General features: G+C 58.5%; 13 protein-coding genes and 2 pseudogenes. 7 read left to right on the forward strand and 8 right to left on the reverse strand.

Annotation, left to right across the window (positions count from 1 at the left end; all coding sequences use genetic code 11):
- Positions 1 to 75 precede the first annotated feature (75 nt).
- The 4 genes and pseudogenes from FQ320_RS19160 to FQ320_RS26535 all read left to right on the forward strand — a co-directional run bounded on the left by FQ320_RS19160 (position 76) and on the right by FQ320_RS26535 (position 4,385).
- Positions 76 to 2,394: a DUF4962 domain-containing protein gene (locus FQ320_RS19160; RefSeq protein WP_148474949.1), complete on the forward strand. Its 2,319-nt coding sequence runs from the start codon at positions 76 to 78 to the stop codon at positions 2,392 to 2,394.
- A 76-nt stretch (positions 2,395 to 2,470) separates the two neighbouring features.
- Entirely contained in the window at positions 2,471 to 2,803 is a 333-nt protein-coding gene (locus FQ320_RS19165; protein ID WP_148474950.1) for a cupin domain-containing protein, read from the forward strand.
- A gap of 39 nt (positions 2,804 to 2,842) precedes the next feature.
- Complete coding sequence (locus FQ320_RS19170) at positions 2,843 to 3,724, forward strand: NAD(P)-dependent oxidoreductase (RefSeq protein WP_148474951.1); 882 nt, start codon at positions 2,843 to 2,845, stop codon at positions 3,722 to 3,724.
- Positions 3,725 to 4,059: 335 nt separating this feature from the next.
- A pseudogene (locus FQ320_RS26535) lies at positions 4,060 to 4,385 on the forward strand (SDR family NAD(P)-dependent oxidoreductase).
- A 41-nt stretch (positions 4,386 to 4,426) separates the two neighbouring features.
- Here the strand turns inward: FQ320_RS26535 and FQ320_RS19180 are convergent.
- Positions 4,427 to 4,885, reverse strand: coding sequence for a GNAT family N-acetyltransferase (locus FQ320_RS19180; protein WP_187393978.1), 459 nt, complete (start codon positions 4,883 to 4,885; stop codon positions 4,427 to 4,429).
- Positions 4,886 to 5,126: 241 nt separating this feature from the next.
- Here FQ320_RS19180 and FQ320_RS26540 point away from each other — a divergent pair.
- A pseudogene (locus FQ320_RS26540) lies at positions 5,127 to 5,225 on the forward strand (IS481 family transposase); the annotation flags it as partial.
- A 14-nt stretch (positions 5,226 to 5,239) separates the two neighbouring features.
- Here FQ320_RS26540 and FQ320_RS19185 read toward each other — a convergent pair.
- From FQ320_RS19185 to FQ320_RS19210, 6 genes are all read right to left on the reverse strand, one after another.
- The gene (locus FQ320_RS19185; RefSeq protein WP_148474953.1) at positions 5,240 to 6,598 is read right to left on the reverse strand and encodes an amidase; all 1,359 of its coding nucleotides are present in this window, start codon (positions 6,596 to 6,598) and stop codon (positions 5,240 to 5,242) included.
- Positions 6,599 to 6,609: 11 nt separating this feature from the next.
- Positions 6,610 to 7,866, reverse strand: a complete 1,257-nt coding sequence (locus FQ320_RS19190) for a TRAP transporter large permease (RefSeq protein ID WP_148474954.1) — start codon at positions 7,864 to 7,866, stop codon at positions 6,610 to 6,612.
- A gap of 24 nt (positions 7,867 to 7,890) precedes the next feature.
- Complete coding sequence (locus tag FQ320_RS19195) at positions 7,891 to 8,391, reverse strand: TRAP transporter small permease (protein WP_187393979.1); 501 nt, start codon at positions 8,389 to 8,391, stop codon at positions 7,891 to 7,893.
- Between the two features lie 124 nt (positions 8,392 to 8,515).
- The gene (locus FQ320_RS19200) at positions 8,516 to 9,523 is read right to left on the reverse strand and encodes a TRAP transporter substrate-binding protein (RefSeq protein ID WP_222861650.1); all 1,008 of its coding nucleotides are present in this window, start codon (positions 9,521 to 9,523) and stop codon (positions 8,516 to 8,518) included.
- A 155-nt stretch (positions 9,524 to 9,678) separates the two neighbouring features.
- Positions 9,679 to 10,656, reverse strand: coding sequence for a YeiH family protein (locus FQ320_RS19205; RefSeq protein ID WP_255509627.1), 978 nt, complete (start codon positions 10,654 to 10,656; stop codon positions 9,679 to 9,681).
- A 111-nt stretch (positions 10,657 to 10,767) separates the two neighbouring features.
- Entirely contained in the window at positions 10,768 to 11,790 is a 1,023-nt protein-coding gene (locus FQ320_RS19210; protein WP_148474957.1) for a D-cysteine desulfhydrase, read from the reverse strand.
- Between the two features lie 91 nt (positions 11,791 to 11,881).
- Here FQ320_RS19210 and FQ320_RS19215 point away from each other — a divergent pair, with 91 nt between their 5' ends.
- Positions 11,882 to 12,829: a LysR family transcriptional regulator gene (locus FQ320_RS19215; protein ID WP_255509614.1), complete on the forward strand. Its 948-nt coding sequence runs from the start codon at positions 11,882 to 11,884 to the stop codon at positions 12,827 to 12,829.
- Between the two features lie 288 nt (positions 12,830 to 13,117).
- Here the strand turns inward: FQ320_RS19215 and FQ320_RS19220 are convergent, their stop codons facing one another.
- Complete coding sequence (locus tag FQ320_RS19220; protein WP_148474958.1) at positions 13,118 to 13,879, reverse strand: FCD domain-containing protein; 762 nt, start codon at positions 13,877 to 13,879, stop codon at positions 13,118 to 13,120.
- A 202-nt stretch (positions 13,880 to 14,081) separates the two neighbouring features.
- On the opposite strand from FQ320_RS19220, the gene FQ320_RS19225 reads away from it, so the two are divergent.
- The gene (locus FQ320_RS19225) at positions 14,082 to 15,017 is read left to right on the forward strand and encodes a TRAP transporter substrate-binding protein (protein WP_370513086.1); all 936 of its coding nucleotides are present in this window, start codon (positions 14,082 to 14,084) and stop codon (positions 15,015 to 15,017) included.
- Positions 15,018 to 15,073 lie beyond the last annotated feature (56 nt).

Consider the following 15,073-nt stretch of genomic DNA (forward strand, 5'->3'; position numbering starts at 1 on the left):
GAAACACCCTGAAACCGAATGCGGCCGACACCGGCCGCGTTCCCCCTATTTCGCAAGCAACAGGAAAGCAGAAAGATGCCCGGCACAGCCGCTCCCACGCTCGACGAACCCAAAGCCGGACGCCTGACGATCCAGTACGCGCCGGACGCGACAACCGACATCGTCGAGAACCCGCCGCGATTCACCTGGCTGCCGGTGATCGAGGACGAGGCGCAGTATGTGCTGCGCATCTCGACCGACCCGAACTTCCCGGCCAAGGGCACACAGGTGTTTGCCAATATCCCGCTGAATTTCTTTACGCCCGACGTGGCGCTGACTCCGGGGCAGCACCACTGGTCCTATGCGGTCTGTGACGCGGGTGGAAAGCCCGCGTCGGGCTGGAGCCAGACCCGCAGCTTTAGCGTTGCCGATGGACTGCCAGAGACACCTCTGGCCTCGCGCAAGACGCGCTTTGACAATGCGACCGGCGCGCATCCGCGATTGTGGCTGACGCCCGACCGGTTGGCCGACTTCCGCGAGGCGCTCAAGGCCGACCCCGATCATTGCACATGGGCCACCTTCTACGAACAGTCCGTCCTGCCCTGGATGGACCGCGACGTCATGAAAGAGCCCGCAGGCTATCCGGACCACAAGCGCACGGCGCCGGTCTGGCGCCAGACCTATATCGATCTTCAGGAGCTGATGTACGCGATCCGTCACCTCGCCATCGGCGGGATGGTGACCGGCGATCAGGCTATGATGGACCGCGCCAAGGAATGGCTGTTGGAAGCGGCGTCCTGGGATCCGATGGGTGTCACATCGCGCGCCTATACCGACGAATGGGCCTATCGCGTCACCAACGCGCTCACCTGGGGGTACGATTGGCTTTACGACCAGTTGACAGAGGATGAGCGGCAACAGGTCCGCACTTGCCTCCTTGCGCGCACCCGCGACATCGCCGAACACGCGATCGTCAATGCCAAGATCCACCTGTTTCCCTACGACAGCCATGCGGTGCGCTCGGTCTCGCTGACCCTGATCCCGGCCTGCATCGCGCTGATGGGCGAGGCCAAGGATGACGAGGCCCGCGAATGGCTGGATTATTGCATCGAATTCCTATTCACCGTTTATTCGCCGTGGGGCGACAGTGACGGGGGCTGGGCCGAGGGCACGAATTACTGGATGATGGGCATGGCCTATCTGATCGACGCGGCCAACCGTTTGAAGTCCTACAGCGGGATCGACCTGTACAAGCGGCCCTTCTTTCAGAACACCGGGGATTTCCCCCTGTTCTGCAAGGCGCCCAACACCCGCCGCGCCACCTTTGGCGACGACAGCACGCAAGGCGATCTGCCGGGCATCAAGACCGGCCTGAATATGCGCCAGTTCGCGGGGGTCACCGGCAATGGTGCCTATCAGTGGTATTGCGACCAGAACCTGGCGATCAACCCCGGCACCGAAATGGCGTTCTACAACTGGGGCTGGTGGGACACCCGCTTTGACGAGCTGACCTTCCGCACCGATTTCCCCTTTGTCGAGGCCACACCGCCGCAAGGCGGGATGCGCCATTTCAAGGGCATCGGCTGGGTCGGTATCCAGCACGCGATGGACGATCCCGATCAGCACATCCAGTTCGTGTTCAAATCCAGCAAGTTCGGGTCGATCAGTCACAGCCACGGCGATCAGAACGCCTTCTGCATGGCGGCCTATGGCGAAGATCTGGCAATCCAGTCTGGCTATTATGTGGCTTTCGGATCGACCATGCACCGCGAGTGGCGGCGCCAAACGCGCTCCAAGAATGCCATACTGATCGATGGCAAGGGCCAGTATGCGGACAAGAACAAGGCCAAGGCTATGACCGCCACCGGGCGGATAATCACCGCCGAGGTGCACGATGATCATTACTATATCAAAGGCGACGCGACCGAAGCCTATCGGAGCCTGTCGCCCGAGGTGACGCTGGCAGAACGCGAAGTCTATTTCGTGCAAAACAGCTATTTCGTGATCGTTGACAGCGTCGATGCACAAACGCCGGTCTCGGTGGATTGGCTGCTGCACGCCAATGCGCCCTATGATCTGGGCAAGTCCTCGTTTCGCTATACCGGGCAGCGGGCCGGGTTTTATGGCCAGGTGATCTGGTCCGAGGCAGGCAAGCCCGAATTGACGCAGGTAACCGGCTTTCCGGGCGTCGATCCTTCGGAATACGAAGGGCTGCCGGTCAGCACCTGCCTGCATGCGCGCTATCCAAAGGCCACGCGCCACCGCATCGCAACCCTGCTGGTGCCCTACAAACTAAGCGAGCCAAAGAGGATTTTCCATTTCCTCGATGACCAGGGGTATGACGCCGATCTGTATTTCACCGACTCCGAAGAAAACGCGTTTCGGGTGGTGATGAAAAAGTTGGCCAAGACCTGAGCCGACGCAGGACGCCTGGCAGGCCGACTGACCCGCCGGTGACCGCACGCAATATATGACGACAGGGAGACGCAAAATGTCAGTTAAGAACTACTTCCCCGCCAGCGAGAACCAGTTTTTCGACGTCGGCGGCGGGCTGACCCGGAAGGTTGCGGCCTACAACGACAACGTGATGTGCGTCGAAGTGCATTTCGAGACGGGCACGGTGGCCGCACGTCACCACCACCCGCACGAACAAGTCACTTATGTCATCTCGGGCAAGTTCGAGTTCACCGTGGGCGACGACACTTACATCGTGACCGCGGGGGACTCGCTCTACAAACAGCCAAATATCGAACACGGGGCGACCTGCATCGAGGCAGGCACTCTGTTGGATATCTTCACGCCGCACCGTGAAGATTTTCTTTAATTCACAGCACATCAAGAACGACTAAAAGGAGTATACGGCATGTCCAAACCTGTCATCGGCTTCATCGGCCTCGGCCTCATGGGCGGAAATATGGTTGAGAACCTTCAGAAGAAGGGTTTCGAACTGGTCGTGATGGATCTGAACAAGGATGCGGTGGCGAAAGTCATCGACCGCGGCAATGCCCGCGAGGCCGCATCGCCTCGCGAACTGGCCGAAGCATCCGATATCGTCATGCTCTGCCTCACCACATCCGAAGTTGTCGAAAAGGTTGTGTATGGCGACAATGGCATTCTGGCCGGTATCGGAAAAGGTGCCGTGCTGATCGATTTCGGCACCTCGATCCCGGCCTCGACCCGCCAGATCGGTGCCGATCTGGCGGCGAAGGGCGCGGGGATGATCGATGCACCGCTCGGCCGTACCCCGGCGCACGCCAAGGACGGCTTGCTCAACATCATGGTCGGAGGCGACAAAGAGACGTTCGACAAGGTCAAACCGGTGCTGGAAGAGCAGGGCGAGAACGTCTTCTACCTTGGTGCGCTTGGCGCCGGTCATGTGACCAAGCTGATAAACAATTTCATGGGCATGACCACCGTCTGCACGATGAGCCAGGCCTTCGCCGTGGCCGAACGCGCGGGTGTCGACCGCCAGCAACTTTACGAGATCATGTCGACCGGTCCGTCGAATTCGCCCTTCATGGGCTTCTGCAAGAACTATGCGGTCGATGGCGTGAGCGATCTGGGCTTCTCGATCAGCAATGCCAACAAGGATCTCGGATATTTCCTCAAGATGGCCGAGGATTTGGGAACGCGGGCCGAAATCGCCGAGGGCACCTCACACAACCTGCAGGCTGCCGTGAACGCGGGCATGGGCGACGGCAACGTTCCGGAAATCTTCGACTATTTCCGGAAGCTTGAAGCCTAGACCGACGGAGCGCGCCCCAGGTCGATGCGATACGCCCACAAGAACAAGATCGAAAGACTATGAAGGTCCTGGGGGAAACCGCAATCGTCACCGGTGGGGCGCGACATCGGACGCGCCTGCGCCGTCAAGGTGGCCTCTGAAGGTGCGAATGTGGCGATCAACTATTTCACCAGTGGCAAAATGGCCAAGGAGACCGTGGCGCAGATCAAGGCGCTTGGCGGCAAAGCCCGCGGACGTCGAGGCGCTGGTGGAGAAGACTGTGGAGGCTTTTGGCGGCGTCGACATTCTGTTTGAACAATGCGGGCGGGCCGATCGCGCGCAAAACCATCGCCGAAATGCCGCTGGAACACTGGCAGACGGTAAGGGACCTTAACCTGAAAAGCACCTTCCTGATGACCAAAGCCTGCCTTGCTCACATGAAGTCGGGCGCGATCGTTCGGACATCCGCGTCAACGCCCTGTGCCCCGGGATGATCGAGACGGATTTCCACAACATCCACACCGCCGACGCGGCCCGCCGCGGATACGAGGCGGCGGCCCCGGTCAAACGGCAAGGCACGTCCGAGGATACGGCGAACCTTGTGCTGTTGCTTGCCTGCGACGACTCGGCGTTCATCACCGGGGCCAATATCCAAATCAATGGCGGTGTGCTGTGCAGTTGACAGAAACCGGCGAGGGTCGAGTGTAAGATATCAAGGAAATATCACCTCGTCCAAATCATGCGAATATCGGGACATTTCTCCTCGTTGTTGGCTCCCTCAGTCCGTTCGGAAACCTCAAAGCCGTGGTGACGATAGAAATCTTGCGCGTCGGTATTCTGCTCGAACACCCAAAGCTGAACAAAGTTCACTCTGCACAGAACCCTTTGCAGGAGGAAGGAACCAAGCCGTTGCCGCCACGCGTCAGGTGCAATGTAGAGATGGTTTATCCAGTCACCGTGGAGCGACGCGAACCCTTTCAGCACCCGGTCCCGCTCGATAACTTCGATGGTTTCGACACCCAGAACGCGGTTTTCGAAAAATCGCTGATCGGCCTCCGGACTGTGCAAGACAGGCAACCAAGGCATACGAGCAGCCCGTGCTGTACGGAATATCCTTACCAAGCCGGGAATATCCGAAGTCTGTGCAGGACGGACATGCACGGCTGCACGTTCTTCAGTCAAGAGATGTCCTCCTAGTTGGAGCAAGTGCTGTCGATCCCACGCAGTTTTCTCGATCTGAGTGAAGGCGTCAACTTTATGGACCATGACAGATACCATGCAATGCGCGCACTGGCCGTTGGTGAATGCATGGCTGAACTTGCTGCGGGGACCGCGCCCGGCGTCATTGCGCCTCGGCTTTGCAGGGGACAGATTCCGAATGGCCATCCCGAAATCAACACCCCCTTAACGGACGCTATTCAGCGGCCTCACGCCATACAAATACATCTGGAGAATCTGGACTTCAGAGCGGGATCGATTCACTCTTGATCCGATCCACCAGATGACGGGACTGAACAGCTGAGTAGACGACTCTTGCTACACAACGGGGGTGAGGACGCTTTCAACAGCCTTCGAAATGCCCAGCATTTCGCTGTCTTTGCCGTGGACGCAGGCGATCTGCAAACCGACTGGCAACGGACAAGAATTCTGGATTGGAAAGCTGGCGGCGCAAAGATCATAGACGTTTGCCGGCCTTGCATTTCGCAGCGCGGCTGAAATGAACGCCAGGGCCGGTTCAAGAGCGCCTAAATCCTTCAGTACTGGTGCCGTGATCGGAGTTGTCAGGCTGACAACGGCATCCAGACCGGCCATGCGCGACACGGATTCTGCCGCCAGCTCGGTCTTGCGGCGGGACAATCGGACATATTCGGCCGACGTTCTTTCGATCGCACCCCGCAGGCGGTTCAGGACAATCGGATCGATACGATCGGCGTTGGCGTCCACGCGTGCGCGACCCAGGGCTTCCATCAGGTCGCTTGGAACCAGGGTCGCAAAAATATCGATGACTTCCTTTTGCTCGTCACGATCCGGCCAATTGATATATTCGATGACGGCTCCGGCCTCGGAAAGCTTGGAAATGGCATTGCCGAAGTCGGTCGCGACCCGATTGTCCGTGATACCGTCGCGCCAATCGCGCGGAACGCCAAAGCGCAGCCCATGGATTTCTTTCTGGTCGACGGTCTGGGCGCGCGGGGACATCGCATTGTTGATGACAATCGCGTCGGAAATACCGGATGTGAGAAATCCCAGCGAATCCAGCGCCGTCGACAATGGAAAAATGCCATCCAGCGACCAAGTTCCGGCCGATGCCTTGAAACCGGTAATCCCGCACAGGGCGGCCGGAACGCGCACCGATCCGCCAGTATCCGATCCTATGGCGAATGCACAAAGACCGGCCGCAACCGCCACTGCCGATCCCGAACTGGACCCGCCCGGGGTTCGGCGTGTTTGTTCGTCACAGGGATTCCACGGGGTGATATGGCTGATGTTCTGCGCGCCGGCGGCAAATTCGGTGGTCCGTGTCTTGCCCAATATGACACAGCCGGATTGGCGCAGGGCCCTTACGAATGGACCCTCTGCCCCGATGATATCTGCGACATCCGCCTGCGAACCTGCTTTGACGGGCATCCCCGAGACTGCCAGCAAATCCTTGACGGCAACTGGAACACCGGCCAGGGGCCCCGGATCGATACCCTGTGCGAATTTCCGATCCACTTCGGCTGCCATTGCCATGGCGGCATCCTGATCGACATGAACGTAGGATTGATATTTGTCGTCGACAGATTCAATCCTGTCCAAATAGCGCCGACAGACGGCTTCGGCGGTTTCCACGCCTGTCTTTATGCGATCAACAAGGTCTTGCAGGCCGCCGGACGGGGTGAATGCCTTTTGCATGGAAACGCTCCTTAGATCAGGGCCAGGCTTATGAACGGAATATACATGATCATCAGCAGCGCGATCAGCATGGCCGCGAGGAAGGGAATGACCGCATAGCTCAGCTTTTGGATGCTTATACCGCTGATCCCGCAACCGACGAACAGGTTCACCCCAACAGGTGGTGTGAGAAAGCCGATAGCGACGCTTACGATCATCACAATACCGAAATGTATCGGATCGACCCCAACCTGTTTGATGATCGGAAGGAACAGTGGCGTGAAGATCAGGATATTGGCCAGTGCATCCATGAATGTGCCAAAGACCAGAAGGATCAGGACGATCACCAGCAATACCAGAAACTTGCTGTCCGAGATATTTGCAAACAGCCCCATGACGGTATTCGGAACGTTGTTATAAAGAAGCACTTGGCCAAAGGCGGTGGCGGTCGCGACAAGGAAAAGGATCGTTCCCGTCGTCATCGAGGCGCTGCGAAGCGCATCCCAGAGTTTTGCCAGACTCATGCTTTTAAGAAAGAATGTCTCTGCCAGCAGGGCATAGGCAACGGCGCTGGCACCGGCCTCGGTGGGGGTCATGATACCGCCATAGATACCGCCAAGCACGATAACCGGAACCATCAATGCATGACCGGCGCGCCGCAGCGCCACAAGTGTTGCATTTACCGACGCACGCTCGGCTGCGGCTTCGTATTTTCGCCGCCGGGCAATGATATATGCAGTGACCATCAGCGCGATTCCGACGATCAAGCCGGGAATGATGCCGGCGATAAACAGGTCGCCGACAGAAACGCCGGCGGTCGTTCCGTAAATGATCAACGGGATGCTCGGCGGGATCATCACGCCCAGACAACCCGCCGATGTGTTTACCGCGGTGGAAAAGGCGTTGTCATATCCGCCTTTCCGCATGGTCGGGATCATTATGCCGCCGACTGCTGCGACTGTCGCAGGCGCAGAGCCGCTGAGCGCCCCGAAAAACAGGCTGGTCAGGATCGACACCTGCGCAAGCCCGCCCCTGATATGACCGACGAGACAGCGTGAGAAATCGAGCAGCCGCTCAGCCATGCTGCCTTTCTGCATGATCTCGCCGGCAATGATAAAGAAGGGCACGGCCAGAAGGGGAAAGGAATCGAGCGACGTGATCAACTTTTGGACCAGAAACGTCGACGGAATTCCTTCCGCAAACATGCTGATGATCACGCTCAGGCCGATGGACACGCCGATCGGGATGCCAAGAACCAGAAGAATGATAAGTGAAATGAATATGAGCATCGGGTCGTCTCCTGCCTTGTGCGGCTATAAATCCATGGACGTAGACGACTGGTATCCTGCGATCAGGATCCAGAGTGCTGCGAAACACCGGATCAGCATCAACCCCATGCATACGGGAAGGGCGAGATAGACCCAGATGATGCTGACCTCCAAAGCCGGCGCTTGTTGACCGGTCTTCTTGAGGAAAAACAGCATTTCCACGCCCCAGACGATACAAAATCCCGCAAAGATTGCAGTTGCGATCAGTGATACGGCCTGAAGTTTAAATCTGGCCCTGGCCGATCTGCTGTATTCCAGCAGAAAGGATATCGCCAGATGCTTGTTGTCGCGAACGGCATAGCTGGTGCTGAGATAAACCAGCCAGATAAAGAGAAAACGCGCCAGTTCTTCCGACCAGACAAGGCTACTTTGCAGCACATATCTGTTAAAGACCTGGAGAAGGATCAGGACGACAATCGCGACAAGAAACAATACCGCGACTATTTCCTCGAACCGCATAAGTCCGCGTTGCAATTTCAAAAGCATCGTCGGTTTGCCCCTTTCCCAATTGTTTCCCCCCCGGTCGATCAACGCCCGGTACCACTGTCGCATCATTCGCGACATGTTTCATGCCGCGAATGATTTTTCGGTTCGGTTGCAGGAATGCAGTTTACTTTGCAGTATGATCGGCGATGGTCTGGCGGACCTGTTCGATCAGATCTTTGCCCACGGCTTCTTCGAATTCGTCATAGATCGGTGCGGTGACAGCTTTCCATTCTTCCAGCTGCTCGGGGGTCAATTCAACCACATTGACACCGGCGTCGCGCATTTTCTCGATGATTTCCTTCTCGTTGCTGCGAATCAGATCGCGCTCGAAGATCTTCATCTTTTCCACGCCTTCGCGGATCAGAGCCTGATGTTCCGGGCTTTGCGACTCCATGAACATCTGGCTGACCATCACAAGATGCGGGCTATAGGTGCTGCCGGTCAGAGTCAGGTTCTTGTTCACTTCGTGGAAATTGTTGAACCAGGCCAGATTGAGGTCGATGTCGATCCCGTCGACAGTTTTTTGTTGCAGGGCGGTATAGACCTCGCTCCAGCCGATGGGCGTGGGGTTGGCTCCGAAGGAATTGAGCGTGGCGATATGCACCTTGCTCGGGGTCGAGCGGATCTTCAGCCCGGCCGCGTCCGAGACGTTTTCGACGACCCGCTGGTTGTTGAAGATGTGGCGGAAACCGATGTCGATATAACCAAGGCCGATGATGCCGGTCGCTGCCAGTGCCTGCGCCGCCTTTTGCCCCACCGGGCCGTCGGTGATTAGATCGGCCGCCTCATAGCTGGGAAACAGGTAGGGCATGTCGAAGATCAGGAAATCTTTTGAGAACGGCGACAGGTTGGGTGTCGAGGATGAGCCCATCTGCAAGAGACCGGACTGAAGGCCCTGAACCACGCTGTCGAAGTTGCCGAATTTACTGCTGTCAAAAATATCGACGCGGAATTCCCCGCCGCTTTGCTCTTCGATATATTCCTTGAAGAAGGTAAAGCCCTTGCCCATGGGGTGGTCTGGTACGTTGTCATGGGCAAGTTTTATAACGGTTTCAGCAAATGCGCCATGGGCGGCCATTGCCAATCCCGCGCCCAAGATCATTGCACGTCCAAGCGGATACCATTTAGTCATTTTCTTCTCCCGAGATTAAGTTTCTTTATTGCGATACGGATTCTGGTCGTCGATGCGGCTTCAGTACCGCTTTTGGTTATTTGGTTGCATGATCGGCGTTGTGTGGATGAGCCGACTGCCCGCTATCCTGTATCCATTGCGGCCGGACTATCCGGTCAGGAAAATTGCTCCAGCCATTTCAATCCGATCAGAATGAATGCTGCCAGAAATACCGTTTCGGCGACGATAAGGACGATAGCCTGTCCGCCCACATCAAGAACCGTTCGAAGCGCTGTTTTCATTCCCACCGCTGCAATTGCAACCAGCAATAGATTGCGGGACAGGTCGGCCAGTATATCGGCAATGACGATGGGTATGGCGCCAAAGGAATTGACCGTTGCCAGCGCCAGGAACGCCAGGACGAAACCCGGAATCAAGGGCGGGCGACTGGTGTCGTTCCCGTCGGCCTCGCCCCGGGCGCGCATGACCAGGGATATGCACAAAACCACCGGGGCAAGCATCGTCACCCGGATCAGTTTGACGAGGGTGGCGGTTTCCCCGGTCACTTCGGACACCGAAAACCCCGCACCCACCACCTGCGCCACATCGTGGATCGTGCTGCCCAGGAAGATTCCGGTTGCCAACTCGTCAAGCCCTGCGGTGGCCGCCAGCAGGGGATAGACCACCATGGCGACGGTGGACAGCACGGTGACCCCCAACACGGTGAACAACAGGTTGCTTTCCGAGTGCTTGTTGCGGGGCAGTACGGCGGCGATGGCCATGGCCGCCGAGGCGCCACAGATGGCCACCGATCCGCCGGTCAACAGGGCGAACCGCCAGCCCCGCCCCAGAAGCCGTGCGCCCAAAAGACCAAACAGGATCGTGACGATGACCGCGCCGATGGTCAGCAGGATGACCGGCCCCCCGAGCCCGATCAGCAAATCGACGCTGATACGCGCCCCCAGCAGCGCCACTCCGAACCGCAGGACCGTGCGGGCGGTGAAGTCGATGCCCGCGACACAGCGTCCGTCTTCGGCCAGAAAATGAAACGCAATACCCAGGATCAGCGCCATCAGCATCGCCGGAACGCCGTAATGATCCGACAGGAACCTTGCGGCGATTGCGATCACAACCGCCACCGAAAGCCCCGGCATCAGCGTGCCGGGGCTGGCCGGCAAGCCAAGCCGTGCGGTGAAAAAGGCGGGTAGGAATGCCATGATCGTCCTGGTTGGTTAAATCGGTCGCGGGGTATCGGCGCAGATTGCCTAGGCCGGTGCGGTCCAGCGATCGGCAAAGTTGAACGCGGCATCGTAACCAAACAGCGCCGCGGACCCGCCGGTGTGAAGGAACACGACACGTTCGCCCTTCTTGAAGTGGCCCTTGCGAATCAGATCGATGAGCCCCGCCGCGCCCTTGGCGGAGTATACCGGGTCAAGCAGGATGCTTTCCAGTTCGGCGAACATGCGGATCGCCTCAAGCCCGCTTTCGGTCGGAATGCCATAGCCCTTGCCGACATAATCGGTGTTGGCGACCACATCCTCGCGCTGCACGACGCCGCTGCATCCCAGCTTGTCGGCAGTCGCGCAGGCCAGCTTGAACACGTTGGCCTCTTGCGTCTCTTTCGGGGCGCGCACACCAATGCCCAGAAGCGGGATCTGCGCGTTCATCGCCTTGAGCCCGACGATCAGACCGGCCTGGGTGCCAGCGCTGCCTGTGGCATGGACGATATGGTCGATGGCAGTGCCCGAATTGTTGACCTGCGCCAGCATCTCGAACGCGCAGTTCACATAGCCAAGCGCGCCGGTTGGGTTCGATCCGCCCCCGGGAATGACATAGACGTTGCGACCATCGGCGCGCAGGCGGTCGGCCACCTTGTCCATTTCGGCGTGCATGTCGACGCCGCCCGGGCGCTTTTCGGTCGTCGCGCCGTGTAGATGGTCAAGCAATACGTTTCCGTTGTTGTTGTAGTTCGCATCGTTCGAGCCGGTGCGGTCTTCCAGCAGGATGTGACAATCAATCCCCATCTTGGCGGCAAAGGCGGCGGTCTGGCGGGCGTGGTTCGACTGGATCGCCCCTTGGGTCATTACCATGTCGGCGCCCTGCAACTCGGCCTCGGCCATCAGGAACTCAAGCTTGCGGGTCTTGTTGCCGCCAGTGCTGAGACCGGTGCAATCGTCGCGCTTGATCCAGATTTCGGGTCCGCCCAGTTCTTTGGTCAGGCGGTCCATACGCTCTAGCGGCGTGGGAAGGTGGGCGATGAAACGGCGGGGGAAACGCGCAAGATGCATAGTATGGTCCTCAATTTATTTCAAACAACTGTTATACTGGATTTCCCGATATCCATAGTGCTTAATAAGGCGCGTATGATGCAGAACTTGCATGTTAGGGGTGAGAGTGCGACTGGAATGGATCGAAGACATACTGGCCGTCATGGAGACAGGCTCATTGGCGCGAGCGGCGGACCGGCGGCTGTTGACGCAGTCAGCCTTTACCCGACGAATACGGATGATCGAAGATAGCATCGGCGCCGAGCTTTTCGACCGCAGCCACAAGCCGATCAAGGTCTTGCCGGCTGTCCGGGCGCTGGAGCCCGATCTGCGCGAGGCTGCCGCGCGGCTGGTCAAGCTGCGCTCGGGGCTGCGCGATGCATCAAACACCACGGGCAGCACCACGGTGTTCGCATGCCAGCACGCCATCACCGCCACGGTGTCGCCCCGCATCGTTGCGGCGCTGACCGAAACACCCGGCGCCTCGGTGCGGGTCCGCTCGGGCAACCATGACGAATGCCTGCTGATGATTCTGTCGGGCGAGGTCGATTTTGCGCTTATGTACGAATCGCATACATTTCCGACGGAAATTCCCCATGCCTTTGAAAGGGTCACGCTGGACCAAGAGTGGCTGATCCCGGTCTGCACACCCGGCCTGCGCGAAACCGCCGAAGGTCCGGTGATCCCGATAATCAGCTATCCCGCAGAGGTGTTTTTGGGCCAGTTTTTTGCGCTGAATGTTGCACCGCGCATGCCCGCCGGTGTTTCTGTAATATCCAAGGCGGAAACGGCATTAACTCTGGCGGTGTACCGCTATGCGCTGAACGGCACTGGCATTGCCTGGCTGCCGCAATCGCTGGTTCAGGCGGCGATCCGACGGGGCGATCTGTGTCGACTTGACGACGTGTTGCCCTCGGGCGAGATGAATCTACTGATGCTCTGGCTGTCCGAACCGCGCCGCCCGCACAAGGAAAAGATCCGTCAGTATTTGCTGACCCTGCTGTATCCCCGTGCCCAAACAGGGCACATGTTGCCCCTCGCGCCCCCCGAAGAAGCCTGAGACGGCCCGGGCACGCTGATGTGGATTTCACAAATACCGGACAGCGTTTCTGAACGCTCTTTGGCGGACCGCCGCGCTCGGCGGCCATGCCGAAGCCTGCGAGCTATAACTCCTGCCGCAATTGGCATTGCCTTCGCAACCGCCGCCGCGACTCTCAAGACGATTGCCGCCGATCCCAAGTGTCTCGGCGGCAAGATCGGGTTTCTGGCGCTTCCATGACGAACCTGTCCCACGTTGATTCCTTCCATTCCTGAGAAAGGATCGCGCCATCTAACCATGGGATCGAACCTAGAAAGGCGACTTGGCGTCGGGATTCCGGGGATAGATTGTGGCGAGCTGGTGCAGATGAACCCGCATTTCCTGAGCGGCAAGATCCGGCGAGCCGGCCTTGATCGCTTCGAAGATTCTGGCATGGGCGGCATAGGCGATGTCCATCTGCCCCTCGTTGCGCAGGCTGATGTCGCGCACCTCCTGCAACCATTGCTCCACGGCGCGGAAGAAGGATGAGATGATCGGATTGTCGACGATCTGCGCGACCGCGAGGTGAAATTCGATGTCAGTTTGTCCGAATATTTTTGTATCGCCGATGGCATCGCGGTTTGCCTGCAGCCGAGCTGCCAATTCCTCGATCTGCGTAGCGGTTGCACGTTCGGCCGCGAGCCGGACTACGCCGGTTTCCACGAGTTCGCGAACCTCGCCGAAGGTGTGCAGGCCACCGGGTTGTTGCAGGTAGAACACGGCAGCCTGGGACAGCATGCTCAGTAGAAAATCGGCGCGTGGACCGCAGACACGCGCCCGGGTTCCGGGCCGGGTTTCGATCAGGCCGTGACTTTCCAGCGCCGCCATCGCCTCGCGTACCGTCAGGCGAGATACCCCGAACTCATCCATAAGGCATCGCTCCGAGGGTAGCGGATCTCCGACTGGATAGATGCCTTGCCGAATGTCCTCGGCAAGGACATCCACAAGGTCCTCGTGCATCCGCCGGCGACGGACGGTCCGCCGTTCACGGGGGGCGGGGGCCTGCGCCCGGTCTTGCCCTTGCGAGGTCATGTTTGTGTCCCTTCGTTCGATTCCGGCCGATCCCGCAATTCGCTCTTGACAAGAGAGACACTCGACGCACAGAAATGCAACACTGTTCTGATGGTCAGATGGTCAGACCAGTTACAGAAAGTTTCGTGCGATAGTCCTAAAAGTGGATTGTGCGCGATAAAATTGGGAGGTTGCCTTGAAGAATGTTGTTCTCGCTGCCCTGTTGGGAAGCGTTTCACTTGCCGTTCCGGCATTTGCCGAAGATATCAGCATCGCGCTCCACGTTGATCCAAGCCATGAGATGTTTCAGGTGGGCAAGCGTCTGAAGGACGCAATTGAAACGAGCACCGACGGTCGTTTCACCGTAACGCTCCTTGGCACCGAAGTCGGTGGTGAGCGCGATCACCTCGAAGGTGCGAGCATCGGTGAATACCAGATCGCCCTTGGCGGTTCGATGCCAATGTCGCTGTATGCGCCGCGCTATGCCGCGTCGGATCTGCCGTTTGTCTTTAATGATTCAGCCTCGGCTCGACGCATTTACGAAGGCGAAATCGGCGAAGCCGTGCAGGCCGAGATGGTCGCCAATGCGAACCTGCGGTTGGTCGGGCTTTCGGTACGCAATCCGCGCAACCTGACTTCAAAAAAGCCTGTCATGCAGCCGGCAGATGTGGCTGGAGCGCGGTTGCGCATTCCTGAAATCACCCCTTGGGTGACGATCTGGCAAGAAGTCGGCGCGCTGCCCAGCCCCATCGCATGGCCCGAAGTGTATACGTCGCTCCAGACTGGTGTGATCGAAATGCAGGAAAACCCGGTCGATTTGATCTATGCCGGTCGGCTCTACGAAGTGCAGGATTACGTCAACAAGACAGAGCACGTTTATTCGTTCTTCCATTGGTTGATGAATGAAGACTTCTATCAGGGGATGTCGGAAGAGGATCGCGCGCTGGTCCAGGCCGCAATCGACGAGTCGATCGTCTGGGGCGACGACCTGGCCAAGAGCGGCGAGTCGCTGGCCTATGACAAGCTTGTCGCCGAGGGCATGGAAGTGGTCGAACCCGATGTCGCCGCTTTCCGCGAGAAGGCCAAGCCGGCCATCCGTAAGGTCGCTGAAGGCTTTGCGCCGGAAGTCCGCGATTACGTGTTGTCGCAGATCGATTGATCGTAACCCGCCCCGGCCTGCGCGCAGCGTCGGCCGGGGCAATTCAATTACAGAAT

Origin of the sequence: Oceaniovalibus sp. ACAM 378, from assembly GCF_008085915.1 — a bacterium.
Classification (GTDB): domain Bacteria; phylum Pseudomonadota; class Alphaproteobacteria; order Rhodobacterales; family Rhodobacteraceae; genus Oceaniglobus.